General features: G+C 61.1%; 21 protein-coding genes. 11 read left to right on the top strand and 10 right to left on the bottom strand.

Going from position 1 to position 24,005, the window contains the following annotated elements; translation table 11 throughout:
* Positions 1 to 33: 33 nt before the first annotated feature.
* Positions 34 to 624: an RNA polymerase sigma factor SigX gene (sigX, locus tag AC07OT_RS07030; protein WP_010208495.1), complete on the top strand. Its 591-nt coding sequence runs from the start codon at positions 34 to 36 to the stop codon at positions 622 to 624.
* Between the two features lie 107 nt (positions 625 to 731).
* Positions 732 to 1,712 carry an OmpA family protein gene (locus tag AC07OT_RS07025; RefSeq protein WP_065940678.1) on the top strand — a complete coding sequence of 327 codons (981 nt, stop codon included), beginning with the start codon at positions 732 to 734 and terminating at the stop codon, positions 1,710 to 1,712.
* 59 nt (positions 1,713 to 1,771) lie between these two features.
* On the opposite strand, the gene cobA is transcribed toward AC07OT_RS07025, so the two are convergent.
* The 5 genes from cobA to AC07OT_RS07000 all read right to left on the bottom strand — a co-directional run bounded on the left by cobA (position 1,772) and on the right by AC07OT_RS07000 (position 7,468).
* Positions 1,772 to 2,515 (bottom strand): uroporphyrinogen-III C-methyltransferase, encoded by a 744-nt coding sequence (gene cobA, locus AC07OT_RS07020; protein WP_495107778.1) that lies wholly within the window; start codon positions 2,513 to 2,515, stop codon positions 1,772 to 1,774.
* Between the two features lie 26 nt (positions 2,516 to 2,541).
* Positions 2,542 to 4,212 carry a bifunctional protein-serine/threonine kinase/phosphatase gene (locus AC07OT_RS07015; RefSeq protein ID WP_495107777.1) on the bottom strand — a complete coding sequence of 557 codons (1,671 nt, stop codon included), beginning with the start codon at positions 4,210 to 4,212 and terminating at the stop codon, positions 2,542 to 2,544.
* Positions 4,212 to 5,423, bottom strand: coding sequence for a nitrate/nitrite transporter (locus tag AC07OT_RS07010; protein ID WP_027603689.1), 1,212 nt, complete (start codon positions 5,421 to 5,423; stop codon positions 4,212 to 4,214). Before AC07OT_RS07010 ends, AC07OT_RS07015 begins: the two co-directional genes overlap by 1 nt.
* A 229-nt stretch (positions 5,424 to 5,652) precedes the next feature.
* Positions 5,653 to 6,228 carry an ANTAR domain-containing response regulator gene (locus AC07OT_RS07005; protein WP_065940675.1) on the bottom strand — a complete coding sequence of 192 codons (576 nt, stop codon included), beginning with the start codon at positions 6,226 to 6,228 and terminating at the stop codon, positions 5,653 to 5,655.
* Positions 6,229 to 6,241: 13 nt separating this feature from the next.
* On the bottom strand, positions 6,242 to 7,468 hold the full coding sequence (locus AC07OT_RS07000; RefSeq protein ID WP_495107776.1) for a CmpA/NrtA family ABC transporter substrate-binding protein: 1,227 nt from the start codon (positions 7,466 to 7,468) through the stop codon (positions 6,242 to 6,244).
* A gap of 306 nt (positions 7,469 to 7,774) precedes the next feature.
* On the opposite strand from AC07OT_RS07000, the gene sctC reads away from it, so the two are divergent.
* From sctC to AC07OT_RS06975, 5 genes are all read left to right on the top strand, one after another.
* Entirely contained in the window at positions 7,775 to 9,169 is a 1,395-nt protein-coding gene (gene sctC, locus AC07OT_RS06995) for a type III secretion system outer membrane ring subunit SctC (protein WP_495107928.1), read from the top strand.
* Positions 9,170 to 9,409 carry a FliM/FliN family flagellar motor switch protein gene (locus tag AC07OT_RS06990; protein WP_305881724.1) on the top strand — a complete coding sequence of 80 codons (240 nt, stop codon included), beginning with the start codon at positions 9,170 to 9,172 and terminating at the stop codon, positions 9,407 to 9,409.
* A gap of 153 nt (positions 9,410 to 9,562) precedes the next feature.
* A complete protein-coding gene (locus AC07OT_RS06985) occupies positions 9,563 to 9,961 on the top strand; it encodes a winged helix-turn-helix domain-containing protein (protein ID WP_115488466.1) in 399 nt (132 codons plus the stop codon).
* The gene (locus tag AC07OT_RS06980) at positions 9,954 to 10,415 is read left to right on the top strand and encodes a transglycosylase SLT domain-containing protein (protein ID WP_495100625.1); all 462 of its coding nucleotides are present in this window, start codon (positions 9,954 to 9,956) and stop codon (positions 10,413 to 10,415) included. The genes AC07OT_RS06985 and AC07OT_RS06980 overlap by 8 nt, the downstream gene beginning before the upstream one ends.
* Before the next feature lie 85 nt (positions 10,416 to 10,500).
* A complete protein-coding gene (locus tag AC07OT_RS06975) occupies positions 10,501 to 11,523 on the top strand; it encodes a quinone-dependent dihydroorotate dehydrogenase (protein WP_115488464.1) in 1,023 nt (340 codons plus the stop codon).
* Between the two features lie 231 nt (positions 11,524 to 11,754).
* On the opposite strand, the gene rmf is transcribed toward AC07OT_RS06975, so the two are convergent.
* Positions 11,755 to 11,970 carry a ribosome modulation factor gene (gene rmf, locus AC07OT_RS06970; RefSeq protein ID WP_002553055.1) on the bottom strand — a complete coding sequence of 72 codons (216 nt, stop codon included), beginning with the start codon at positions 11,968 to 11,970 and terminating at the stop codon, positions 11,755 to 11,757.
* A 531-nt stretch (positions 11,971 to 12,501) separates the two neighbouring features.
* Between rmf and rlmKL the strand changes: the two genes are divergently transcribed.
* On the top strand, positions 12,502 to 14,766 hold the full coding sequence (gene rlmKL, locus AC07OT_RS06965; protein WP_115488463.1) for a bifunctional 23S rRNA (guanine(2069)-N(7))-methyltransferase RlmK/23S rRNA (guanine(2445)-N(2))-methyltransferase RlmL: 2,265 nt from the start codon (positions 12,502 to 12,504) through the stop codon (positions 14,764 to 14,766).
* 141 nt (positions 14,767 to 14,907) lie between these two features.
* Positions 14,908 to 17,307: a sensor domain-containing diguanylate cyclase gene (locus tag AC07OT_RS06960; protein ID WP_495107775.1), complete on the top strand. Its 2,400-nt coding sequence runs from the start codon at positions 14,908 to 14,910 to the stop codon at positions 17,305 to 17,307.
* Between the two features lie 9 nt (positions 17,308 to 17,316).
* Here the strand turns inward: AC07OT_RS06960 and dacB are convergent, their stop codons facing one another.
* Positions 17,317 to 18,777, bottom strand: a complete 1,461-nt coding sequence (gene dacB / locus AC07OT_RS06955; protein WP_027603700.1) for a D-alanyl-D-alanine carboxypeptidase/D-alanyl-D-alanine endopeptidase — start codon at positions 18,775 to 18,777, stop codon at positions 17,317 to 17,319.
* A gap of 237 nt (positions 18,778 to 19,014) precedes the next feature.
* Here dacB and AC07OT_RS06950 point away from each other — a divergent pair, with 237 nt between their 5' ends.
* Positions 19,015 to 19,359, top strand: a complete 345-nt coding sequence (locus tag AC07OT_RS06950; protein WP_495107774.1) for a YggL family protein — start codon at positions 19,015 to 19,017, stop codon at positions 19,357 to 19,359.
* 37 nt (positions 19,360 to 19,396) lie between these two features.
* Here AC07OT_RS06950 and AC07OT_RS06945 read toward each other — a convergent pair whose 3' ends face one another.
* Positions 19,397 to 20,587: a benzoate/H(+) symporter BenE family transporter gene (locus AC07OT_RS06945; RefSeq protein WP_253491723.1), complete on the bottom strand. Its 1,191-nt coding sequence runs from the start codon at positions 20,585 to 20,587 to the stop codon at positions 19,397 to 19,399.
* 247 nt (positions 20,588 to 20,834) lie between these two features.
* Between AC07OT_RS06945 and AC07OT_RS06940 the strand changes: the two genes are divergently transcribed.
* Positions 20,835 to 21,599, top strand: coding sequence for a GntR family transcriptional regulator (locus AC07OT_RS06940; RefSeq protein ID WP_015885332.1), 765 nt, complete (start codon positions 20,835 to 20,837; stop codon positions 21,597 to 21,599).
* A 137-nt stretch (positions 21,600 to 21,736) separates the two neighbouring features.
* On the opposite strand, the gene guaD is transcribed toward AC07OT_RS06940, so the two are convergent.
* Complete coding sequence (gene guaD, locus AC07OT_RS06935; RefSeq protein ID WP_495107773.1) at positions 21,737 to 23,041, bottom strand: guanine deaminase; 1,305 nt, start codon at positions 23,039 to 23,041, stop codon at positions 21,737 to 21,739.
* 7 nt (positions 23,042 to 23,048) lie between these two features.
* Positions 23,049 to 23,906 carry a xanthine dehydrogenase accessory protein XdhC gene (xdhC, locus tag AC07OT_RS06930; protein ID WP_495107772.1) on the bottom strand — a complete coding sequence of 286 codons (858 nt, stop codon included), beginning with the start codon at positions 23,904 to 23,906 and terminating at the stop codon, positions 23,049 to 23,051.
* Positions 23,907 to 24,005 lie beyond the last annotated feature (99 nt).

Below are 24,005 nucleotides of genomic sequence, written 5' to 3'. Positions count from 1 at the left end.
CGGACATTGACCTGACTGTCGGCACGACTTGTTTTGAATAAAGCCCAAACGCTGTCCACGCGCTATGACCCCCGTGAGCTCTCTGATGAGGAGTTGGTCGCGCGCTCGCACACGGAGCTGTTTCACGTAACTCGCGCGTATGAAGAATTGATGCGCAGATATCAACGCACTCTGTTCAACGTTTGTTCAAGGTATTTAGGGAACGATAGAGATGCGGATGATGTCTGTCAGGAAGTGATGCTCAAGGTGCTGTACGGCCTGAAGAACTTCGAGGGCAAATCGAAGTTCAAGACGTGGCTGTACAGCATCACCTACAACGAGTGCATCACGCAGTATCGGAAGGAACGGCGAAAGCGTCGCTTGATGGACGCTTTGAGTCTGGACCCCCTTGAGGAGGCGTCTGAAGAAAAGGCGCCGGCACCCGAGGAGAAGGGCGGACTTGATCGCTGGCTGGTGTATGTGAACCCGATTGACCGGGAAATTCTGGTGCTACGATTTGTCGCAGAGCTGGAATTCCAGGAAATCGCTGACATCATGCACATGGGTTTGAGTGCTACAAAAATGCGTTACAAGCGTGCTCTAGATAAATTACGTGAGAAATTTGCGGGCGAGACTGAAACTTAGTGCGTGGCAAATATCTCTTACGTGTAGGCAAGTTCTGTTAGACTTGTCGCCGAGTTGTCCCCCGGTTTGTGGGACTGCTTTACAATCACCAGATGGGGATTTAACGGATGAAACTGAAAAACACCTTGGGCTTGGCCATTGGTTCTCTTATTGCCGCTACTTCTTTCGGCGTTCTGGCACAAGGCCAAGGCGCAGTTGAAGGCGAGCTGTTCTACAAGAAGCAGTACAACGATAGCGTCAAGCACATCGAAGACGGCTTCAATCCTGGCGCTCGCATCGGTTACTTCCTGACCGACGACCTGTCCTTGAACCTGTCCTACGACAAGACCAACCACACCCGTTCGAACGACGGTACTGGTAACCAGAAGATCAAAGGCGATACCGGCAGCCTGGTTGCCCAGTATCACTTCGGTCAAGCTGGCGTAGACAGCCTGCGTCCATACGTAGAAGGCGGTTTCGGTCACCAGAGCCGTACCAACGTTCAGGCTGACGGCCACAGCGGTCGCGACCAGACTACCTTCGCTACCGTTGGTACCGGCGTGAAGTACTACTTCACCAACAACCTGTACGCTCGTGCCGGTGTTGAAGCTGACTACGGTCTGGACAACGGCAAGTGGGATTACTCCGCACTGGTTGGCCTGGGCGTGAACTTTGGCGGTAACGCTGGCGCAGTTGCTCCAGCTCCTACCCCAGCACCAGCTCCAGAGCCAACTCCAGAGCCAGAAGCTCCAGTTGCTCAGGTTGTTCGTGTTGAGCTGGACGTCAAGTTCGACTTCGACAAGTCCGTTGTTAAGCCTAACAGCTACGGCGACGTGAAAAACCTGGCCGACTTCATGGCTCAGTACCCAGCTACCAACGTAGAAGTTGCTGGTCACACTGACTCCGTAGGTCCAGATGCCTACAACCAGAAGCTGTCCCAGCGTCGTGCTGACGCTGTTAAGCAAGTCCTGGTTAAAGACGGCGTGGCTCCTAGCCGCATCACCGCAGTAGGTTACGGCGAATCCCGCCCAGTTGCTGACAACGCAACTGAAGCTGGTCGTGCTGTTAACCGTCGCGTAGAAGCGTCGGTTGAAGCTACCGCTCAGTAATGACTGAGATGTAGAAAAAACCCGGCTTCGGCCGGGTTTTTTTTCGCCTGGAATTTGCCTCAGGCGCTGACTGCGGCAGCGACATAAGCCGTCTGCTTGGCGGCCGCAACATGGCCGATCACCAGAATCGCCGGGCTTTTCAAGGCAAATGCCTGTGCGTCTTCATGCATCCGCGACAGCTCACTGCGGCATTCGCGCTGTTGGGGCAGTGAGGCGTTTTCGATCATTGCCACCGGCATATCTGTCGCCATCCCGCCTTCGAGCAATTGCTGGCGAATCTCCTCCAGCTTGGCCACTCCCATATACACCACCAATGTCGTCCCGCCCTCGGCCAACGCGCGCCAATTAAGGCTGCTGTCGTCCTGGGTATGGGCCGTGACCAGGGTCACACCGCGGCTGACGCCACGCAACGTCAGTGGAATCGCGCAATTCGTTGCCCCCGCCAGCCCCGCGGTGATCCCGTTGACCAACTCTACCTCGACGCCGCGTTCGCGCAGCCACACGGCTTCTTCGCCACCTCTGCCGAAAATGCACGGGTCACCCCCTTTCAGCCGCACTACGCACTTGCCTTGGCGGGCGTAACGCAGCATCAGGCGGTGGATAAAGTCCTGCGGGGTCGAGCGGCAGCCGCCGCGTTTGCCGACCGTGATCACCCGTGCTTCCGCGCAGTGCTCCAGCACTGCGGGGTTGACCAAGTCATCGATCAGTACCACATCGGCTTCGTGCAGGGCCCGTACAGCCTTGAGGGTCAACAGCTCCGGATCGCCAGGGCCCGCGCCCACCAGCCAGACTTTTGCGTTCATGGGTTTTTCCTCGTCTAGAGCTGACGTCAGTTGTGAAAGAGTGAATACAGAAGAATCAGATTGATCAGCATCGAGACCAGGCCCAAGGTGCGCCAGACCTTCAACGGTTCGCGCTCCAGCAGGGGCCTGGGGCGAATGCTCAGTTCATGGCGGTCAGCCTGTTCCAGCACCAGCAGCCATTCCTCGGCGGTTTCATAGCGATGCGCCGGCTGGGCAGCCACGGCCCGCTCCAGGCTCAGGGGGAGCCAGTCGGGGAGATCCGGGCGATAGCGGCTGGCGCTGACAGCCTGGGCAAATCGAGGCCGTTGGAAGGCTTCGATTTCCCCGTAGGGGTAATGCCCGGTCAACAGGTAATACAAGGTGACGCCTACGCTGTACAAATCCTGCTGGGCTGTCGGACGATCGCCATTGAACGCTTCGGGCGCGATAAAGCACGGGGTGCCGGGCAGTACGTGGGCCCGGTCCTCGGAAAGACCGGGGCAGTAGGCCAGGCCGAAATCCAGCACGCGCAATTCACCGTCATCCCCCAGCAGCAGGTTTTCCGGCTTGATGTCGCGGTGCAGGATCTGCCGTCGGTGCAGCATGCCGACTGCGCGCAGCAAACGCTCGGCGACGGACTGCCATTGCGCCAGGGGCAATGGGCCCTGGTGCTGGAACAGCTCGGCCAGGGTCTGCCCCGGGTATTCCCGCATGACGTAGTACAAATGCTGGCGCCCGCTGGCGGCGTGCACCTCAGGAAAGGCACGCCCGGCTACCCGTCGCAAAAACCACTCTTCCGACAGTAATGCCTGGCCGGCGTCGCTGTCGTCGTCGCGGCTCAGTGGCAGGGTTTTCAGCAGCCAGGGCTGCTGTTGGGCATCGCGCACCCGGTACAGCAACGACTGCCTGCTTTGCGCCAGCACGCTGTCCACCTGCCAGCCTTCAAAGCGTTGCCCGGATTTCAGCAGCGGTGGCAAGGGCCATTGCTGCAATTGCACCAGGGCGTCACCGAGGGTGGCAGCGCCGAGTGTGTCGACGCGCACCAGCAAGGCGCTGGCATTGTCCTGGCTGCCCGCCAGGTGTGCGGCATTGACCAGCGTGGTGACCGCCAGGTCCAGGTCGGTTTGTTCGCGCAGGATCGCGCTGATGCTGTGATCGCCCAGGGTGGCCCAGACGCCGTCGCTGAGCAGCAGGAAGCACTCACCTTCACGCAATTGACCGTCGAGAAAATCCAGCACCAGGTGCTGATCCAGGCCGAGGGCACGCTTGAGCACGTGCTGCATGCCCGGTTGCTCCCACACATGGTCTTCGCTGATGCGCTGCAACTCACCGTCCAGCCAGCGATACGCCCGGCAATCACCGACATGGGCCAGGGTGAAACGCTGGCCGCGAAAGACCAGGGCACTGAGGGTGGTCAGCAACGGCTGGCCGCCGCCATTGGCCTGCAACCAGCGGTTTTGCGCCAGCAGCAAGCGCTCCAATGCCTGTGCCACACCCCAGGTTTGCGGCGTGGCGTAGTAATCCAGGGCCAGGGCTTGCAAAGTCGAGCGTGCGGCCAGGCCGCCGTCGGCGCACTGGCTCACACCGTCGGCCATGGCGCACAGGTAGCCTTTGCTCGCCGCCAGTTCCGCTGCGGGGGTGACGACCCGCAGCGCATCCTGGTTTTCCGCCCGTGGGCCGATGGCGCTGGCGTGGGCGACGCTCAGTTGCAGGCTCATCAGACGCGCGCAGCGGTCACTGCGGCCGAACCCCAGGTGGTTCTCCAGCGACGCTTGACGCCATGCAGGCCGAACCAGGCCAGTACGCCCAGGCTGGCGAACAGCCACAAGGCCAGTTGATAGCTGCCGGTGCTCTGCTTGATTGCGCCCATGCCCGCGGCCAGGGCGAAACCGCCGATGCCGCCGGCCATGCCGATCAAGCCGGTCATCACACCGATCTCACGCCGGAAACGCTGTGGCACCAACTGGAACACCGCGCCATTGCCCGCACCCAGGCCGAGCATGGTGCAGACGAAGAGCGCCAGTGCCGCGTAGGAGCTGGGCAGGTTGAAACCCACTGCCGCAATGCAGATCGCCGCGACACTGTACATGCCGAGCAGGGTGCGGATTCCGCCGAAACGGTCGGCCAGGGCGCCGCCCAGTGGGCGCATCAGGCTGCCACCGAACACGCAGGCGGCGGTGTAGTAGCCGGCAGTCATGGGGCTCAGGCCGTATTGGTCGTTGAAATAGCCGGGCAGGGCGCTGGCCAGGCCGATAAAACCGCCGAAGGTCACGCTGTAGAAAAACATGAACCACCAGCTGTCGCGGTCGCCCAGGGCCTTGAAATAATCGGCCATGGACTTGGCTTTCGGCCGCTCGGGTGCATTGCGTGCCAGCCAGGCGAAGACGATCAGCGTCAGGATCAGCGGAATCAGCGCAAAGCCGAACACATTGCTCCAGCCAAACGCCGCCGCCAGCACCGGGGCCAGCAACGCCGCGAACACCGTGCCCGAGTTACCGGCACCGGCGATGCCCATGGCCTTGCCCTGGTGTTCGGCCGGGTACCATTGGGACGCCAGCGGCAGCGCCACCGCAAAGGATGCGCCGGCCATGCCGAGGAACAGTCCCAGCAACAAGGCTTGTTCGTAGCTGTGAATCCCCAGTTTCCAGGCGCTGAACAAGGCGACGATCACAATCACCTGGCCAATCAGCCCGGCAGTCTTGGGCGACAGCTTGTCCGCCAGCATGCCCATCAGGAAGCGCAGCACCGCGCCGGCCAGGATCGGCGTCGCCACCATCAGGCCGCGTTGTTGGGTGGTCAGGTGCAGGTCGGCGGCAATCTGCACCGCCAGCGGGCCCAACAAATACCAGACCATGAAACTCAGGTCGAAATACAGGAACGCGGCAAACAGGGTCGGGGTGTGCCCGGATTTCCAGAAGCTTGATTTCATCACGCACCTCAACGGTTGGGAGTCTTGTAAGAAGGCCTGGTGATGGAGCCGCCGGCTGAGGCCGCCCCACCGGCCCCGTGCTACCGGGGCCAAAACAAAAAAACGCCGCCACCGGGTTCGCGAGGGCAAACCGGGTGTGCGACGTCTTTGTCGTGAAGGGGCAACCGCCGTTGGTTACCTGTGGTGATTACTTAGCAAGTCCTGCGCCAACCTGCTGGCCGTAGGGTGCTCAGCCGAGCAGCTCACTCATGGCGATGATCTGCTCCGCCACCTGGATCAGTTTCTGCTGGCGGCTCATGGCCTGGCGGCGCATCAGGGTGTAGGCCTCTTCCTCATTGCAGGCCTTCATTTTCATCAGCATGCCCTTGGCCAACTCGATGCGCTTGCGCTCGGCCAACTGCTGGTCACGGGCCTGGAGCTGGGCGCGCAAGGCCTGGTCGCTCTCGAAGCGAGCCATGGCCACGTCGAGGATCGGCTGCAGGCGCTGCGCCTGAATGCCTTCGACGATATAGGCGCTGACCCCGGACTTGATGGCCTGGCGCATCACGTCGGGGTCGTGCTCGTCGGTAAACATCACGATGGGCCGGGGCTGGTCGCGGCTGACCAGCACCACTTGCTCCATCACATCGCGGCCCGGTGACTCGGTATCGATCAGGATGACGTCCGGGCGCACCGTTTCGACGCGCGCAGGCAGGTCGATGGTCAGGCCGGACTCATCGATCACTTCAAAACCAGCCTCGATCAGTGCTGCCCTCAGGCGGCCGACTTTGCGCGGCGTGTCATTGATCAACAGGATTCGCAGCATGGAAATCCTCCTGTCAGCGCAAGGCTTGGCGGCTGGTAGGGTCGACCATGGCATGCAGGCGGAAGCTGCGCGCGTAGCCGGCGGGGTCCGAGCCGTCCCAGATCTTACCGTCGATCAGTTGGCTGCTGCGCATGTCCTCGCCGTTGTCGCTAAGGCCCAGTGCCCCGGCGGCTTGGCGATACAGCGCCAGCTGTTGCACTTGGCGCGCAACGCCGAGGTAGTCAGGGTCTTCGCGCAGCAGGCCCCAGCGTCGGAACTGGGTCATGAACCACATGCCATCGCAGAGGTAGGGCAGGTTGACCTCGCCATCGGCAAAAAAACGCAGGGCGTGCGGGTCCTGCCACTGGTTGCCCAGGCCGTCGTCATAGGTGCCCAGCAAGCGGGGTTCGATGCAATCGAGCGGGGCATCGAGGTACTCGCGGCCGCTGAGCAATTGTGCGGTGGAGCGGCGGTTTTCGGTGTTTTGCTCGATAAAGCGGCTGGCCTCGAGGATCGCCATCACCAACACGCGGGCGGTGTTGGGGTACTGGTCGACAAACGCCTGGGTGCAGCCGAGCACCTTTTCCGGATGGTTCGGCCAGATCGCCTGGCTGGTCGCCAGGGTAAAGCCCTGGTGTTGCTTGACGGCACTGGCGCACCAGGGCTCGCCGACGCAAAAGCCATCGATACGCCCGGCCTGCAGGTGCGCGAGCATTTGCGGGGGCGGTACCACGACGCTGTCCACATCCTGTAGCGGATGAATGCCTTGGCTCGCCAGCCAGTAGTACAACCACATGGCGTGAGTACCTGTGGGAAAGGTCTGGGCGAAAGTCAGTTTTGTTCGGCTTTGGTGCACGTGGCGGTCCAGCGCCTCAGGAGTGACCACGCCCTGCTGTTGCAGGCTGCGGGACAGGTTGATGCTTTGGCCGTTCTGGTTCAGCCCCATCAAGACTGCCATGTCGGTAGGTGCGACGCCGCCGATGCCCAGGTGCACGGCATAGACCAGCCCGTACAGGCTGTGGGCGGCGTCCAGCTCGCCGCTGACCAGTTTGTCCCGCAGGTTGGCCCATGAAGATTGGCGCTTGAGGTTGAGGGTCAAGCCATACGGCTGGGCGAAGCCCTGGGTCGCTGCCACCACCAGGGATGCGCAATCGCTCAAGGCCATGAAGCCCAGGTCAAGGCTGCTCTTTTCCGGGGCGTCACTGCCGTTGACCCAAGCCAGTGGGTCGTTCGTCGGGCTGTTGCCAACCGAATCGTTCATCAACACCTACCTTTTCTTTCACAAAAAAGCGTCGTTCCCTCAGATGGCGATGCAAGGCCATTGCGGGTAACGACGCCTTTGTCCGTAAGCCCGCTCCGCCGTTGGTGCGCGCCTTGATACAGAGTCCGTAGCAAGGCACATGCCACGGGCCGATGGGCACCGCCAGCCGTCAACTTTTCATCAAGATTGAAACTCGGCTGCCTCTCAGTATGGCCGCTTCTTACTACCAGGCTGCCCAGGAAATCCAAGGTGTACGCTCATTTTTCCGTAACCACTGCCTGTCTCTGGCTGCTGTTTGCCGCGCTGATGCTGGGAAGTGTCGATGCCCAGGGCCAGACCTACCAGGCACGGGACGAGAGCCTGCATACCGTCTTTACCGCCTTGTCCGTGCCGATGGGCCTACCCATCGTCGTGAGCAGTGAAGTGGCGCGCATACGCATCAGCGAGGTCATTGACCTCGATATGCCGCAACAGGCCCTGGAGATGCTTTCACAGCAATACGGCTTGATCTGGTACGGCGATGGGCAGGCGCTCTACCTCTACGCCGTCAACGAGGCGAAAAGCTTGGCGGTGGTATTGCGGCATATATCGGTCGACAGGTTTCGTGGCTTCATGCGCCGCTCGGGACTTGATGAAACGCGTTATCCCCTGCGCGTGAGCGGGGCGCGGACATTCCATGTGTCCGGGCCTCCCCATTATGTCGACCAGGTCTTGCGTCTGGCCCAGTTGATGGATCGCGAGCGTGCTGAATTGCACATAGGCAACCAGGCGTTTGCTGTGGTTCAGGTACTCAACACCCATGTGGCAGACCGAGGGTACGCCATGGGCAACGAAAAGGTCACGGTGCCGGGCATCGCATCGACGATCGAAACCCTGTTGGGCTCTGAACAGAAGGGAGCGTTGGCCGACAAGAGCCTGGTTGTGAGTGCCTATCCGGATACCAATAGCCTGCTGATCAAGGGTAAGCCAGCGCAACTGGCTCTCATCGAGCGCCTGGTGGCGGAGTTGGACACCCCCAAGCGTTCTATCGAAGTCTCGCTATGGATGGTGGACGTAGACCGTGATGAACTGAAAAAGCTGGATTTTGACCGGGAGAAGGATGCGAAGGCCCAGGCCACGCGAATTCTGGAACCGATGGACGATATCCGCTTGATGGAGCAAATCGCCACGCTGGAGCGCCGGCGGCGAGCAAGGGTGATGACGTTGCCGGTGATTCTCACCCAGGAGAATGTGCCGGCCGTGTTCCAGGATAACCACACCTTCTACCTGACAGCTCCCGGAGCCGACCATGCTGATTGGAAGCCCGTGCAATACGGTTCCCAGGTCAGCGTGCTGCCGCGTTTTGCCGAAGGGAACCAGATCGAGATGCTGCTCCATGTCGAGGATGGTCGACAATTGAACCAGGCGGGGCGGGGCGGCAAAGCGACCGCGGTCGGCCGGGTGAGTGTCAGCAGCGTGGCAAGGGTGCCGCAGGGTAAGCGCCTGTGGCTGGGAGCGTTCAGCCGTGAGGCACATGAGTCGGGACGCAGCACCGTTTCAGCTGGCCCGGCCAAGGTTCGCCTGTTTGTGATTGAGGCCCGGGCCGTGGGAGGCGAGATGAAAACGTTGGCCACTGGCGTTGGCCCGCCACCGTTGAGTGCGGCGCAATACGAGCGCGTGCAACGTGCGTTCGTACGCCCGGGTCGCGATGGTTCTCCGTGAATAAGGCGTTGCCCCATGCATTTGGAAATTCTTCTACAGGAACAACTGATCAGCCGCAGGCGCCTGGCAGCCTTTGCTCCTGGGAAGGTGTTGCCATTGTCGCCCGGCATCATCCACTGCGTGGAAGTTCGGGTTAATGGCCGGTTGCTCGCATTGGGCGAGTTGGTGCAACTGGAGGATCGGTTGGGCGTTGAGTTGCACGAGGTCTATAAAAGGGGAGCGCCTGATGTGTATGGGTGAAGTGTCTTACAGGGTGTTGCTAAAAATCGTTGGCTGTATGGGTTTTTTCCTAGCGTGGCCTGCAAGGCGGTTTTTTATAGTCGTGATGTGGGCGCAAGGGCCAGTACTGGAAAATAAGGGCTTCAATGTCAGTAGTCGGATGTCGAGGTAGATATGGCCGTCGTTAATGATGAATTGACGGCGACTTCCCTGCTCTTTTCCCGGTGGACGCTGCATGGCGATGGTCGCTTGACCGGAGACGGCAGCGATGTCCAGTTGCCACCCAAGGAGCTGCATGTTTTGCGGCTGCTGCTGGTCTCTGGCGGTGTACTGATGACCAAGGACCGCTTGCTGGAGCTGGCCTGGCCTCAGGGGGAGGTCGCCGAGGAGTCGCTGACCCGTTGCATTTATTCGCTGCGCAAGCATCTTGGCGCTGACAAAGGCTTTATCAAGACCATCTATGGTCGCGGGTATCGCTTTACCTGCCCGGTGAAGGCTGAGCGCCATGGGCGTGGGCCTATGGATACCCGGCAGCATGTGTGTTCGGCCTGTGGCCAAGTCAGTCATGGCTAAGTTCTGGCGCAGGCTACTGTGCCTTGGCCTGGTGACGAGCGGCAATCAGGCATTGGCCTATTGCTGGGAGGAAACTGCCCGCCGCTACGATATCGAACCGGAATTGCTACAGGCTATCGCCGCCGTGGAGTCGGATTTTCGCCCGGATGCGATGAACTACGCCAACGGTAACGGCACACGGGATATCGGCCTGATGCAGATCAACAGTATCCATTTACCTCGTCTGCTCAAGCTGGGTATCACCGAGGAAAGGCTGTTGAGTGAACCCTGCCTGTCGGTGGAAGTCGGGGCCTCCATACTGGCCGAGTTTATCCAGCGCTTTGGCTACAACTGGACGGCGGTGGGGTCCTACAATGTCGGGCCCGGCTCCGGCCCTGAGCGCGACGCGTTGCGCATGCGCTATGCAGAAAAAATCTGGGCACGTTATGAGACCCTGGTACAGCAACGCTACTGACGTTTGGGCGGCGCGCCTCGCGTGCACCCCGCCACCCCGCTATAATCGCCGCCACCTTCCGCCGCCATCCGAGTCTAGCCCGCCCATGTATACCCTGGCCCGCCAGCTGTTGTTCAAACTCTCCCCGGAAACCTCCCACGATCTGTCCCTGGACCTGATCGGCGCCGGTGGCCGCCTGGGGCTCAATGGCCTGGTATGCAAGGCGCCGGCGAAAATGCCGGTGTCGGTGATGGGGCTCGACTTCCCCAACCCGGTCGGACTGGCCGCCGGCCTGGACAAGAACGGTGCGGCCATCGATGGCTTCGCGCAGCTGGGTTTCGGTTTTGTGGAGATCGGCACCGTGACGCCGCGACCGCAACCGGGTAACCCCAAGCCGCGTATCTTCCGTCTGCCGGAAGCCGAGGCGATCATCAATCGCATGGGGTTCAACAACCTGGGCGTCGATCATCTGCTGTCGCGCGTCGAGGCCGCAAAGTACAAAGGCATCCTCGGTATCAATATCGGCAAGAACTTCGACACGCCGGTCGAGCGTGCAGTGGATGACTACCTGATCTGCCTGGACAAGGTCTACGCCCACGCCAGCTATGTCACCGTCAACGTCAGCTCGCCCAACACCCCGGGCCTGCGCAGCCTGCAGTTCGGCGATTCGCTCAAGCAACTGCTCGAAGCCCTGCGCCAACGCCAGGAAGACCTGGCCGTGCGCCATGGCAAGCGCGTGCCGCTGGCAATCAAGATCGCCCCGGACATGAGTGACGAAGAAACCGTGCTGGTGGCCCAGGCCCTGGTGGATGCGGGCATGGATGCGGTCATCGCGACCAACACCACCCTCAGCCGTGTCGGCGTCGAAGGGTTGGCCCATGGCGATGAAGCGGGTGGCCTGTCGGGTGCGCCAGTGCGTGACAAGAGCACCCATATCGTCAAGGTGCTGGCCGCTGAGTTGGCCGGGCGTTTGCCGATCATCGCGGTGGGCGGCATTACCGAAGGTAAGCATGCCGCCGAGAAGATCGCTGCGGGCGCCAGCCTGGTGCAGTTGTACTCGGGTTTTATTTATAAAGGCCCGGCGCTGATCCGCCAGTCAGTGGATGCGATTGCGGCCTTGCGCGTGTAGGAGCGAGCTTGCTCGCGAAGAACGTCAACGATAGCGCGGCGCATCTGGTTTAACGCGGCGCCCTCGGGTTCTTCGCGAGCAATCTCGCTCCTGCGGTAGTCCTCATTATGCTCAGGCCAATAAAAAGGGCTCCTTAAGAGGAGCCCCTGGGCCGAAGCCCGCCGCCTGGATAGGGCGTGCGTGGTTAAGTCGCTACATATTCGAGGTGGTGTCGGAATTAAATGCCCTTGATTAGCCGACGGCGTGAAGTTCGTTGAGTCTGTGGATTCCCGCAGTGCCAGTCATACCGTCCCAGTTGTCGCCGCGTCCTTCTCGCCAGCCGTTGATCCAGGCTTGGCGTACCGACGGTAGAGTAAATGGGCAAAGCTCACGGGATTTGCCATGAACGCCATATTGATATCCGCGTAAAAATGCTCTTTCCAACGGATCACGCTTAAGTCTTCTCATAGGGTGTTTCCCTCACTTGTTGACTGTCTTGATATCCTTCGGCCTCGTCTGAGGCCGGGCAGAGTTTTTCTGCCGTTGGTGGGCTCGCTGCCGGCGTGGCGAGCCTATGTGTCGGCGTCGTTGCGGCGCCAACCTGTGTTGAGTTCTAACCAATAGGTCACATGGATTCAATGATCGTTTTGTCATAAGCACGTAACGATAACGATGCTATAGCCATAAGCTGGGATGGCTTTTCGCCCCATTTGTTGGGCAAAGCCAGCTATGATGCACCCTGCAAAGAGGATGGGTTTAATCCTTTAGTGAGAATGTCCGCCGGTTGCAGTCGGTTATTATTCGACGAAGGGTCGGAATATTTCTTTTTGTTGCGTCAAATTCTCTCTCTGCCCCGTCAATAAAGGCTCCAAGGCCCGTCAGACGGGGTGGAACGGCACATTCGTGCCACGCGAGCACTCTTAAGAAAAGTGCTTGATTGAAAACCGAGCCGGCGATGCGTCGCCCGTTCACTTATTGCTGAAAAGCCTGGAATGCCCCATGTCGGACCGTTTTGAACTCTTCCTCACCTGCCCCAAGGGCCTCGAAGGTCTGCTGATCGAGGAAGCCGTCGGGCTTGGCCTTGAGGAAGCCCGCGAGCACACCTCGGCCGTGCGCGGCATGGCCGACATGGAAACCGCCTACCGCCTGTGCCTCTGGTCGCGCCTGGCCAACCGTGTGTTGCTGGTGCTCAAGCGCTTCCCAATGAAGGACGCCGAAGACCTCTACCACGGTGTGCTGGATATTGAATGGGCCGATCACATGGTCTCTGACGGTACCCTGGCGGTGGAATTCAGCGGTCACGGCTCAGGCATCGACAACACCCACTTCGGCGCGCTGAAGGTCAAGGATGCGATCGTCGACAAGCTGCGTACCCCGACCGGCGAACGCCCGTCCATCGACAAGATCAACCCCGACCTGCGCATCCACCTGCGCCTGGACCGTGGCGAAGCGATCCTGTCCCTCGACCTGTCCGGCCACAGCCTGCACCAGCGCGGCTACCGCCTGCAGCAGGGCGCCGCGCCGTTGAAGGAAAACCTCGCGGCGGCGATCCTGATTCGTGCCGGCTGGCCGCGCATTGCTGCCGAAGGCGGCGCGCTGACTGACCCGATGTGCGGCGTGGGCACCTTCCTGGTGGAAGGGGCGATGATCGCCGCCGACATGGCACCTAACCTCAATCGCGAATTGTGGGGCTTCACCACCTGGCTCGGTCACGTCCCGGCGCTGTGGAAAAAACTCCACGCCGAAGCCACTGAACGCGCGGCGATCGGCATGAACAAGCCGCCGTTGTGGGTGCGGGGCTACGAAGCCGACCCGCGCCTGATCCAGCCCGCCCGCAACAACATCGAGCGCGCCGGCCTGAGCCACTGGATCAAGGTGTACCAGGGCGAAGTCGGCACCTTCGAGCCGCGCCCGGACCAGAACCAGAAAGGCCTGGTGATCTGCAACCCGCCCTACGGCGAGCGCTTGGGTGACGAAGCCAGCCTGTTGTACCTCTACCAGAACCTCGGCGAGCGTCTGCGCCAGGCCTGCATGGGCTGGGAAGCGGCGGTGTTCACTGGCGCGCCGGACCTGGGCAAGCGCATGGGGATCCGCAGCCACAAGCAGTATTCGTTCTGGAACGGCGCATTGCCGTGCAAGTTGCTGCTGATCAAGGTCAACCCGGATCAGTTCGTCACCGGCGAGCGCCGTACCCCGGAACAGCGCCAGGCCGAACGTGAGCAGGCCGTTTACGACCAGGCTCCGGCCGAGCCGCAAGAGCGCCAGTACAACAAGAACGGCAACCCGATCAAGCCCGCCCCGGCCCCCGTGGTCGAGCAGGCGCGCCTGAGCGAAGGCGGGCAGATGTTCGCCAACCGCCTGCAAAAGAACCTCAAGCTGCTGGGCAAGTGGGCCAAGCGTGAAGGGGTGGATTGCTACCGCGTCTACGACGCCGATATGCCTGAATACTCCATGGCCATCGACCTGTACCACGACTGGGTCCACGTGCAGGAATACGCTGCGCCAAAATCCATCGACCCGGAAAAAGCCTCGGCCCGCATGTTCGACGCCCTGGCGGCCATTCCCCAGGCGCTGAACATCGACAAGAGCCGCGTGGTGGTCAAGCGTCGCGAGCGCCAGAGCGGTACCAAGCAGTACGAGCGCCAGAGTGCCCAGGGCAAATTCACCGAGGTCAGCGAAGGCGGCGTGAAGCTGCTGGTCAACCTCACCGACTACCTGGACACCGGTCTGTTCCTCGACCATCGTCCGATGCGCATGCGTATCCAGAAGGAAGCGGCCGGCAAGCGTTTCCTCAACCTGTATTGCTACACCGCCACCGCCAGTGTGCACGCAGCCAAGGGCGGCGCGCGCAGCACCACCAGTGTCGACCTGTCCAAGACCTACCTGGACTGGGCGCGACGCAACTTCTCGCTCAACGGTTTTTCCGACAAGAACCGCCTGGAGCAGGGCGATGTGATGGCCTGGCTGGAGGCCAGCCGCGATGAGTTCGACATGATCTTCATCGACCCGCCGACCTTCTCCAACTCCAAGCGCATGGAAGGCATCTTCGACGTCCAGCGCGACCACGTGCAGTTGCTCGACCTGGCCATGGCGCGCCTGGCACCGGGTGGCGTGCTGTACTTCTCGAACAACTTCCGCAAGTTCCAGCTGGAGGACAATCTCAGCGAACGCTATGCGGTCGAGGAAATCAGCGACAAGACCATCGATCCGGATTTTGCGCGTAATGCGAAGATCCACCGGGCGTGGAAAATCACTGCTCGCTGATCGCCGCCACGAAAAAGCCGCAAGCCTGGACTATTCCGGGCTTGCGGCTTTTTTACGCTGGTCAAACCCTGGGCCGATGGCTATAACTTAAGGCCTAGCCAAAGTGACACCCCCCGCACGCTGGCGTTGTGAGTGTTGCCTATGCCGTTGCAAGCCGTTCGCCCGAAAATCCTAGGCTTTATCAGTGAACAGGCGTCGGCTTGGCTGGTGGCGTTGGTGGTGTTATTGGCAGGTTTTGCGTTGACGGCCATCGTCGCCTGGGCGGCCTCCGACCTCTATCAGCAACAGGTTCGCCAGCGCTTTCAGTTGCTGGTCAACGAGCGTTACACCCGCTTGCAGGAGCGTTTCGAGGATCAGGAACAACGCCTGAACAGCCTGCGACGGTTCTTCGTCAACTCCGATGTTGTGTCCCGCGAGGAGTTCGACGGCTTTGCCCAGCCGTTACTGTTGCGCGCCCGCGCCTACGCCTGGGCACCCCGTGTGTTTCGCGAACAGCGCAGCCAATTTGAACAAGAGGTGTCCCGCCTGCGTGGGGTACCCTTTGTTATCCGTGAACTTAATAGCGCTGGCGAACTGGCCCCGGCGCCCGAGCGTGATGAATACGTTCCGGTGCTCTACAGCCAGACTCAAAGCCTGCTGGGGTCGCCCCTGGGTTTTGATCTGTTGGCCCAGCCCCTGCGGCGCTCTACCCTTGAGCGGGCGCAAAAGAGCGGCAAGCTGGCGGTGTCCCAACCGATGCAGTTGGTGGGGGTCGAGCCGGCTTATGCCACGGGTGTATTACTGGTCGCGCCGGTGAGTCACCTGCCCACGTCCGAGCCTTCCCCAAATGAGCCATACGGTTACGTGATGGCGGTGATCAGCATGCGCCAGTTGGTCGCCGACGGCTTGCCAAAAGCGGAGCGGGACAACCTGGTGATGCAGATCGTCGACACCTCCGACCTGCAAAAGCGCGTGCTCTTCGAGTCCGGCAATACCGTGGCCAACAGTGACCTTGCTGGCGCGCGTCGCCTGACCCTGGGCGACCATGTGTACGCCCTGAGCCTGCGCCCGAGCAAGGTGTTCGAGCAGGCCAACTATTCCTCGCTGTCCACGATCCTGACCATGGGTAGCCTACTCAGCCTGCTGCTCAGCGCCTTGCTCTATGTGCTGGTGAGCCAACGCCAGCGTGCATTGAAACTGGTGGAGCAGCGCACTGTGCAGTTGCGCTTGCGTGAGCAGGAACTACGGGGTGCCCATGGCCAGTTGCGCAGCGTACTCAACGCCGCTACCCAAGTGGCGATCATTGCCACTGACTTGCGGGGCGTGATCAACACCTTCAACGCCGGTGCCGAGCAGATGCTGGGGTACGAGGCCGACCAGGTGGTGGGCAAGCTGACCCTGGAAAGCCTGCACTTGGCGTTGGAGCTGGAGGCGCGTTCCGCGAGCCTGAGCGTGACCTTGGGCAAGCGTATCCCGGCGAGCCAGGCGATGCTGGTGGAAAGCCCCGACAACCTGCACGAAGCCCGGGAGTGGACCTTGATCCGCCAGGATGGCAGTCAGCTGATTGTGAACATGTTGGCCACCGTCTTGCTGGATGACCATGGCCTGTGGGTCGGGCACCTCGCGATTTACCTGGACGTCACCGAGCAGAAACGCGCCTACGAGGCCCTGGCGGCGCGGGACCGCCTGCTCAAGAAACTCAGTGCCCACGTACCTGGGGGGATCTTCCAATTCACCCTGGAACCCCAGGATAACTGGCGCTTTATCTACGCCAGCGACGGCATGCGCGATATCTATGAAATCGAGGTCAGCGCGTTGCAGCGGGATGCGACGAAGGTCTTCGAGCGAATCCACCCGCTGGACGCGGATCGGGTGCGGGCCTCGATTCGCCTGTCGGCATTGCAGTTGAGCCACTGGCGCGAAGAGTACCGGGTGCAGTTGCCGCAACGGGGGGTGCGCTGGATTCGCGGCGAGGCCACCCCGGAAGAGTTACCGGGGGGCGGTACGCTGTGGCATGGCTATGTGTCGGACATTTCCGACTTGAAGCGGGTTGAAGAGGAACTGCGCGCGCTGTCCATCACAGATTCCCTGACCGGGATTCACAACCGTCGCTATTTCCAGGACCGCCTCAGGGCCGAGATGGCGAGGCTCAACCGGACCAGTGGGGCGCTGTCGGTGATCATGCTCGATATCGATCATTTCAAGCGGATCAACGACCAGCACGGGCACGCGGTTGGCGATGGGGTGTTGCAGGAGTTGTGCAAGCGCATCAGTCAGCGTCTGCGCCGTACCGATGTATTCTGCCGCCTGGGGGGCGAGGAGTTCATGGTGCTGTGCCCCAACACCGATGGTGAGCAGGCCTACAACTTGGCGATGGAGTTATGGCAATCGCTGCGTAGCCTGCCGATGGAACCGGTGGGCATCGTCACCGCCAGCTTTGGTGTGGCCAGCTGGCGGGTGGATGAAGGCATTGATGGCCTGTTGTTGCGTGCCGACTCGGCGGTGTACGTGGCCAAGCAGGCGGGCAGGGACCGGGTGGAGGCCGAGAGGGCGCGGGCCTGATGCTCGCTCCTATAGGACGGGAGCCGCCGCCGCCAGTTTTGGCTGGCGGTACAGATCCAGCAGCACCTGGTCCAGCACCGACGACGCGCCCCACGGCTTCGGATCGTTGAGGATCGCCACCACCGCCCAGGTGTTGCCATTGTTGTCGCGGCTGAACCCGGCAATGGCGCGCACGGTGTTCAAGGTACCGGTCTTGACGTGGGCTTCGCCGCGCATGGCGGTGGTCTTCAGGCGTTTGCGCATGGTGCCGTCGGTGCCGGCGATCGGCATCGAGCTGATGTATTCCGCCGCGTAGGGGCTTTTCCAGGCGGCTTGCAGCATGGCGGCCATCTCGCGGGCGCTGACCCGTTCGGCACGGGACAGGCCCGAACCGTTCTCCATCACCAGGTGTGGCGCGGTGATGCCTTTTTTCGCCAGCCACTGGCGCACTACACGTTGCGCGGCCTTGGCATCGTCGCCGTCGGCATCGTTGCGGAACTGCGCGCCCAGGCTCAGGAACAATTGCTGGGCCATGGTGTTGTTACTGTATTTGTTGATGTCACGGATGATTTCCGCCAGGTCCGGCGAAAAGGCGCGGGCCAGTACCTTGGCATCCTTGGGCACCGGTGCCTGGATATCGCGGCCCTGAATGGTGCCGCCCAGTTCCTGCCAGATCGCCCGTACCGCACCGGCGGTGTAGGTGGCGTGGTCCAGCAACGACAGATAAGTCTGCGAGCTGCAGCCATCGGCCAATTGGCCGCTGACGGTGACCGTCATACTGCCATCGGCGCCCGTGACCGGGTTGTAGCGTACGTCGCCGGTGCACTGCTTGGCGTTGGAGGCCTTGACCTGGTTGTCGATGCGGATGCTGGCAATCGGCGGTTCGACCGAGACGAGCACGCGGCCCGAATCGTTGCGGGTCACAAAGCGCAGGGCCTTGAGGTTGACCAGCAGGGCGTCGGGCTTGACCAGGAACGGTTTGTTCTCGTCGTTGCCGTCGTCATTGAATTCCGGCAACTGCGGCTGGTTGAAGAAACTGCGGTCCAGCACCAGGTCGCCGGTGACTTGCTGCACGCCATTGGCCCGCAGGTCGCGCATCAGCAGCCAGAGTTTTTCCATATTCAGCTTGGGGTCGCCGCCGCCCTTGAGGTACAGGTTGCCGTGCAACACGCCACCGCTGAGGGTGCCGTCGGTGTAGAACTCGGTTTTCCACTGGTGGTTGGGGCCGAGCATTTCCAGGGCCGCATAGGTGGTGACCAGCTTCATGGTGGAAGCCGGGTTTACCGAGACGTCGGCGTTGAATACCGTGGGGGTGCCGGGGCCGTTCAGAGGGATCATCACTAGGGACAGCGCAGTGTTTTGCAGCTTGGCTTTGGCCAGTGCCTGCTGGACGTTTGCAGGCAAGGTGTTATTGATCGGGGCCGCGGAGGTGGAAAAGGCCAGTGGCAGGAGAAAACTGGCAAGTAGCAATGGACGCAAAGATTTGATCATAAGAAATAAAACCCTACTGCTGAGGAGGGTGAAAAAGGCGAGGGGTAAATAGGAAAAATCCCTCAATGGTCATGAAAGTGTCGGCATTATGCCCCAAGGTGAAGGCACTTGTAGCTGAACGATAGCTGGTAATCGGCGTTTTTTTAACAGCAAACGGCCGCCCGTCCCAGAGAGTCGGGCAATCGTCGCCTTAAACTGCTAAAGTGCCGCCCGTTATTACTTATGAGGATTGTTCCAATGGCGACTAACCGTTCCCAGCGTCTGCGCAAAAAACTGTGCGTTGATGAATTTCAAGAGCTGGGTTTCGAACTGAACCTGGACTTCAAAGAAGGCCTGAGTGAAGAAGCTATCGACGCTTTCCTCGAAGCATTCATCAAAGAAGCCATGGAAGCCAACGGCCTGGGCTATGTCGGCGGCGACGACTACGGTCTGGTTTGCCTGCAGAAGCGTGGCTCGGTCTCCGAAGAGCAGCGCGCTGCCGTCGAAGCCTGGCTGAAAACCCGTTCCGAGCTGACCAAGGCTGAAGTCAGCCCGCTGCTGGACGTGTGGTATCCGGAAAAGCCGATCAACGCGGCTAACTGATACTGAAAAAAACGGCGACCTGAGGGTCGCCGTTTTTTTATGCCTTGCGCCAGTTCAGAATCAGCAGCGTCAACACCCCCGCCACAATTCCCCAGAACGCCGACCCGATGGAAAACAACGTCAAGCCTGACGCGGTGACCATGAAGGTGATCAGCGCCGCTTCCCGTTCCTTCGGCTCATTCATGGCGATACTCAAGCCATTGATGATCGAGCCAAACAAGGCCAAGGCCGCAATCGACAGCACCAGTTCCTTGGGCAAGGCTGCGAACAGTGCCGCCAGTGTTGCGCCGAACACCCCGGCTATCCCGTAGAACACACCGCACCATACGGCGGCGGTGTAGCGTTTATTACGGTCTTCATGGGCATGGGGGCCGGTGCAGATCGCTGCGCTGATCGCCGCCAGGTTGATGCCGTGGGAGCCAAAGGGCGCCAGCACCAGCGAGGCCAGGCCGGTGGCGGTGATCAGCGGCGAGGCCGGCACGTTATAGCCATCGGCCCGCAGGACGGCGACGCCGGGCATGTTCTGCGAGGTCATCGCCACCACGAACAACGGAATCCCGATGCTGATGGTTGCCGCCAGCGAGAAGTGCGGCGTCGTCCATACCGGCGTCGCCACTTCCAGGTGGAAACCGCTGAAGTCCAGCAAGCCCATCAGCCCCGACAGCAGGGTACCGATCACTAGGGCGGCCAGTACCGCGTAGCGTGGCGACAGACGCTTGATGATCAGGTAGGTGAAAAACATCCCCAGGACCAGGCCGGTGCGATGCTGCGCAGCGACGAAAATCTCGCTGCCGATCTTGAACAGGATCCCCGCCAGCAAGGCGGCCGCCAACGACGCAGGGATACGCTTGACCAGTTTTTCAAAGCTGCCGGTGAGCCCGCAGAGCGCCACCAGCACCGCGCAGGTGATGTAGGCACCGATGGCCTCGCCGTAACTCACACCGCCCAGGCTGGTGATCAACAGCGCCGCGCCGGGGGTGGACCAGGCAATGGTGATCGGCGTGCGATAGCGCAGGGACAGGCCGATGCTGCAGACCGCCATGCCGATGGAAATCGCCCAGATCCACGAAGAAATCTGCGCCGTGGTCAAGCCGGCAGCCTGGCCGGCCTGGAACATCAGCACCAGGGAGCTGGTATAGCCGGTCATCATGGCGATAAAGCCGGCGACGACGGCGGAGGCAGAAGTGTCGGCCAGCGGGCGCAAGGGCGCTTGGGTGGCGTCGGTCATGGAGAGGTGTTCCTTTTACCTGGGTGTTTGCCGGTGACGGCGCAGATTCAAGCCTAAACTCAAACGTAACGACTCATTGCAATACAGACGGCACCGCAAACAGCCGTACAGTGTGTGTTGGCGCAGTGGGTTGTGTACAATGTGCGCTGTTTTTAGGTGATACTTGCCAGCGACCCCGTGTTGCCGTATTACCTTAAAGTTGCCGTATTACCGTTAATTCGCCGCCGTTCTCCCTACCCGAGTGCCCATGAACGAACAGTTGCAACCTCTCAAGAAACAACCGCGAGCCGGCAAGGCCGGTCGCAGCGGAACCCAGGACGATATCGTCTACGCGCATATCTTCGAGGCGATCCTCGAGCAGCGCCTGGCACCCGGTACCAAATTGAGTGAAGAGGCACTGGGCGAAATCTTCGGCGTCAGCCGCACCATTATTCGCCGCGCGCTGTCGCGCCTGGCCCATGAAGGCGTGGTGCTACTGCGGCCCAATCGTGGCGCGGTGGTGGCGAGCCCAAGCGTGGAAGAAGCACGCCAGGTGTTCCTGGCCCGGCGCCTGGTAGAGCGAGCGATCACCGAGCTGGCAGTGCAGCACGCCACCGCCGAGCAACTGGCCGAACTGCGCCAGATGGTCAACGACGAGCGCGACAGCTTCTCCCGCGGCGATCGCGGTGCGGGCATCCGCCTCTCCGGCGAATTCCACCTCAAGCTGGCCGAAGCCGCGAAAAACGCGCCGCTGATCAGCTTCCAGCGTAGCCTGGTGTCCCAGACCTCGTTGATCATCGCCCAGTACGAAAGCGGCAACCGCTCGCACTGTTCCTACGATGAGCACACGCAACTGATCGACGCTATCGAAGCGAGGGACGCGGCGCTGGCGGTGAATTTGATGATGCATCACATGGATCACATCGACAGCAAGCTCAACCTCGACGAGGAAAGTGCGTCGGATGATTTACATGCGGTGTTCTCGCATTTGTTGCAGACCAAGAAGCCGGGTCGTTCCTCGATAAAGCTGTAATTGCCCTGGCTCACCCGGGACAAAATGTGGGAGGGGGCTTGCCCCCGATGGCAGTGGTTCAGTTAGTCATGTGTTAACTGATCCGCCGCTATCGGGAGCAAGCCCCCTCCCACATTTGTTTTGTGTCGTGGCGCAGATCAGCGTTGGTGCACGAGTTGGCCGGCAGCGTAGGTCTGCAACACCGTCCGATCATCCCCCAGGGTCATCAATACGAACAACGTCTCGGCAATGTTATTGGCCTGCTTCAAGCGATAGCTCAGCAGCGGCGTGGCGTTGTAGTCCAGCACCAGGAAGTCTGCATCGGTGCCCGGCTGCAACGTGCCGATCTTGTCTTCCAGGCGCAGCGCCCGCGCACCGCCCAGGGTGGCCAGGTATAGCGACTTGAAGGGGCTCAACCGCGCGCCCTGCAGTTGCATGACCTTGTAGGCTTCGTTCAAGGTTTGCAGCAGCGAGAAACTGGTGCCGCCACCCACATCGGTGCCCAGGCCGACATTCAGCTTGTGTTTCTCGGCCATCGGCAAGTTGAACAGGCCGCTGCCGAGGAAGAGGTTCGAGGTCGGACAGAACGCCACCGCCGACCCCGTCTCCGCCAACCGCGCACATTCCTCATCACACAGGTGCACGCCGTGGGCAAACACCGAGCGCTCGCCCAGCAGCTGGTAGTGGTCGTACACATCCAGATAGCCGCTGCGCTCCGGAAACAGCGCCTTCACCCACTCGATTTCCTGCTTGTTCTCACTGATGTGCGTCTGCATGTACAGGTCCGGGTATTCGCCCAAGAGTTGTCCGGCGAGCGCCAATTGTTCCGGCGTGCTGGTCGGCGCAAAACGCGGGGTGACCGCATAGTGCAGGCGGCCCTTGCCGTGCCAGCGTTCGATCAGTGCCTTGCTTTGCTGGTAGCCCGATTCGGCGGTGTCGGTGAGGTAGTCCGGAGCGTTGCGGTCCATCATCACCTTGCCGGCGATCATGCGCAGGTCGAGTTTTTCCGCCGCTTCAAAGAATGCGTTCACCGACTGCGGATGCACGCTGCCGAACACCAGTGCGGTGGTGGTGCCGTTGCGCAGCAGTTCCTTGATGAAAATATCTGCGACTTCCTCGGCGTGGGCCTTGTCGGCGAACTGGCTTTCGCACGGGAAGGTGTAGGTGTTGAGCCAGTCCAGCAACTGCTCGCCATACGCGCCGACCATGCCGGTTTGCGGCAGGTGGATATGGGTGTCGATCAGGCCGGGGGTGATCAGCGCATCCTGGTAATGGGTGATGTCGATGTCGGCAGGCAAGCTCGGCAGCAGGTCGCCGGCATGGCCAATGGCGCTGATCCGGCCGTTTTCGATCACCAGCAGGCCGTCTTCGAAATACTCAAACGAGGCTTCGACCCCAACTTCAGCGGGGTCGGCGATGCTGTGCAGGAGGGCGGCACGGTAGGCTTTGCGAGTCAAAGGCATGGTCGTCTCAATTCTTGGCAAAAGAAGTCAAAGCTTGGCTGCGGCGCGAAGCCACAAGCAGTTTGGCAATGGGTTCGGCGCTCGCGGTGTGCTGGCCGAAATTGGCGTTATAGGTGGCGATGATTTCGCCGGCGATGGAGATGGCGATCTCCACCGGCAACTTGCCCTTCACCTCGCTGAGGCCCATGGGGCAACGCATGCGTTGCAACTGTGCGGCGTCGAAGCCGCGATCGCGCAGGCGGTGTTCGAACTTGACGCGTTTGGTCTTCGAACCGATCAGGCCGAAGTAGGCAAAGTCATTGCGCTTGAGCAGGGCGGCGGTCAGTTCCAGGTCCAGTGCGTGATTGTGGGTCATGACGATGCAGTAACTGCCCACCGGCAGGTCGGCAATTTCGTCCACCGGCTCTTCGCTGATGATTTTACGTACGCCCTGGGGGATATGTTCCGGAAACTCCTGTTCGCGGGAATCGATCCAGCGTACCCGGCACGGCAGGCTCGCCAGCAACGGCACCAGCGCACGGCCGACATGGCCGGCACCGAACACCGCGATCTGCGCCTGCACCTGGCCCATGGGTTCGAACAGCAGCACGGTGACGCCCCCGCAGCACTGGCCCAGGCTGGCGCCGAGGCTGAAGCGCTCCAGATGGGTGTTCTGCTGGCCACGCACAAGCATGTCGCGGGCGATCTGCATGGCCTTGTATTCCAGGTGCCCGCCGCCGATGGTGTCGAAGGTTTGCGCGGCACTGATCACCATCTTCGAACCGGCATTGCGCGGCGTGGAGCCGAGCTCTTCGATGATGGTCACCAGTACGCAGGGTTCACCCTGGTTTTGCAGGTCGGCGAGGGCGCTGATCCAGTTGTTCATAGTCACCTCTTGTGGTGTCTGTCAGGCCGTCATCGGGGGCAAGTCGAATCGTCGCACCGCCCCTCCCACATTTGGAATGCATTCCCATGTGGGAGGGGC

This window comes from Pseudomonas sp. GW821-FHT09C10, from assembly GCF_059418085.1.
This window is presented reverse-complemented; position numbering and strand designations above follow the sequence as displayed.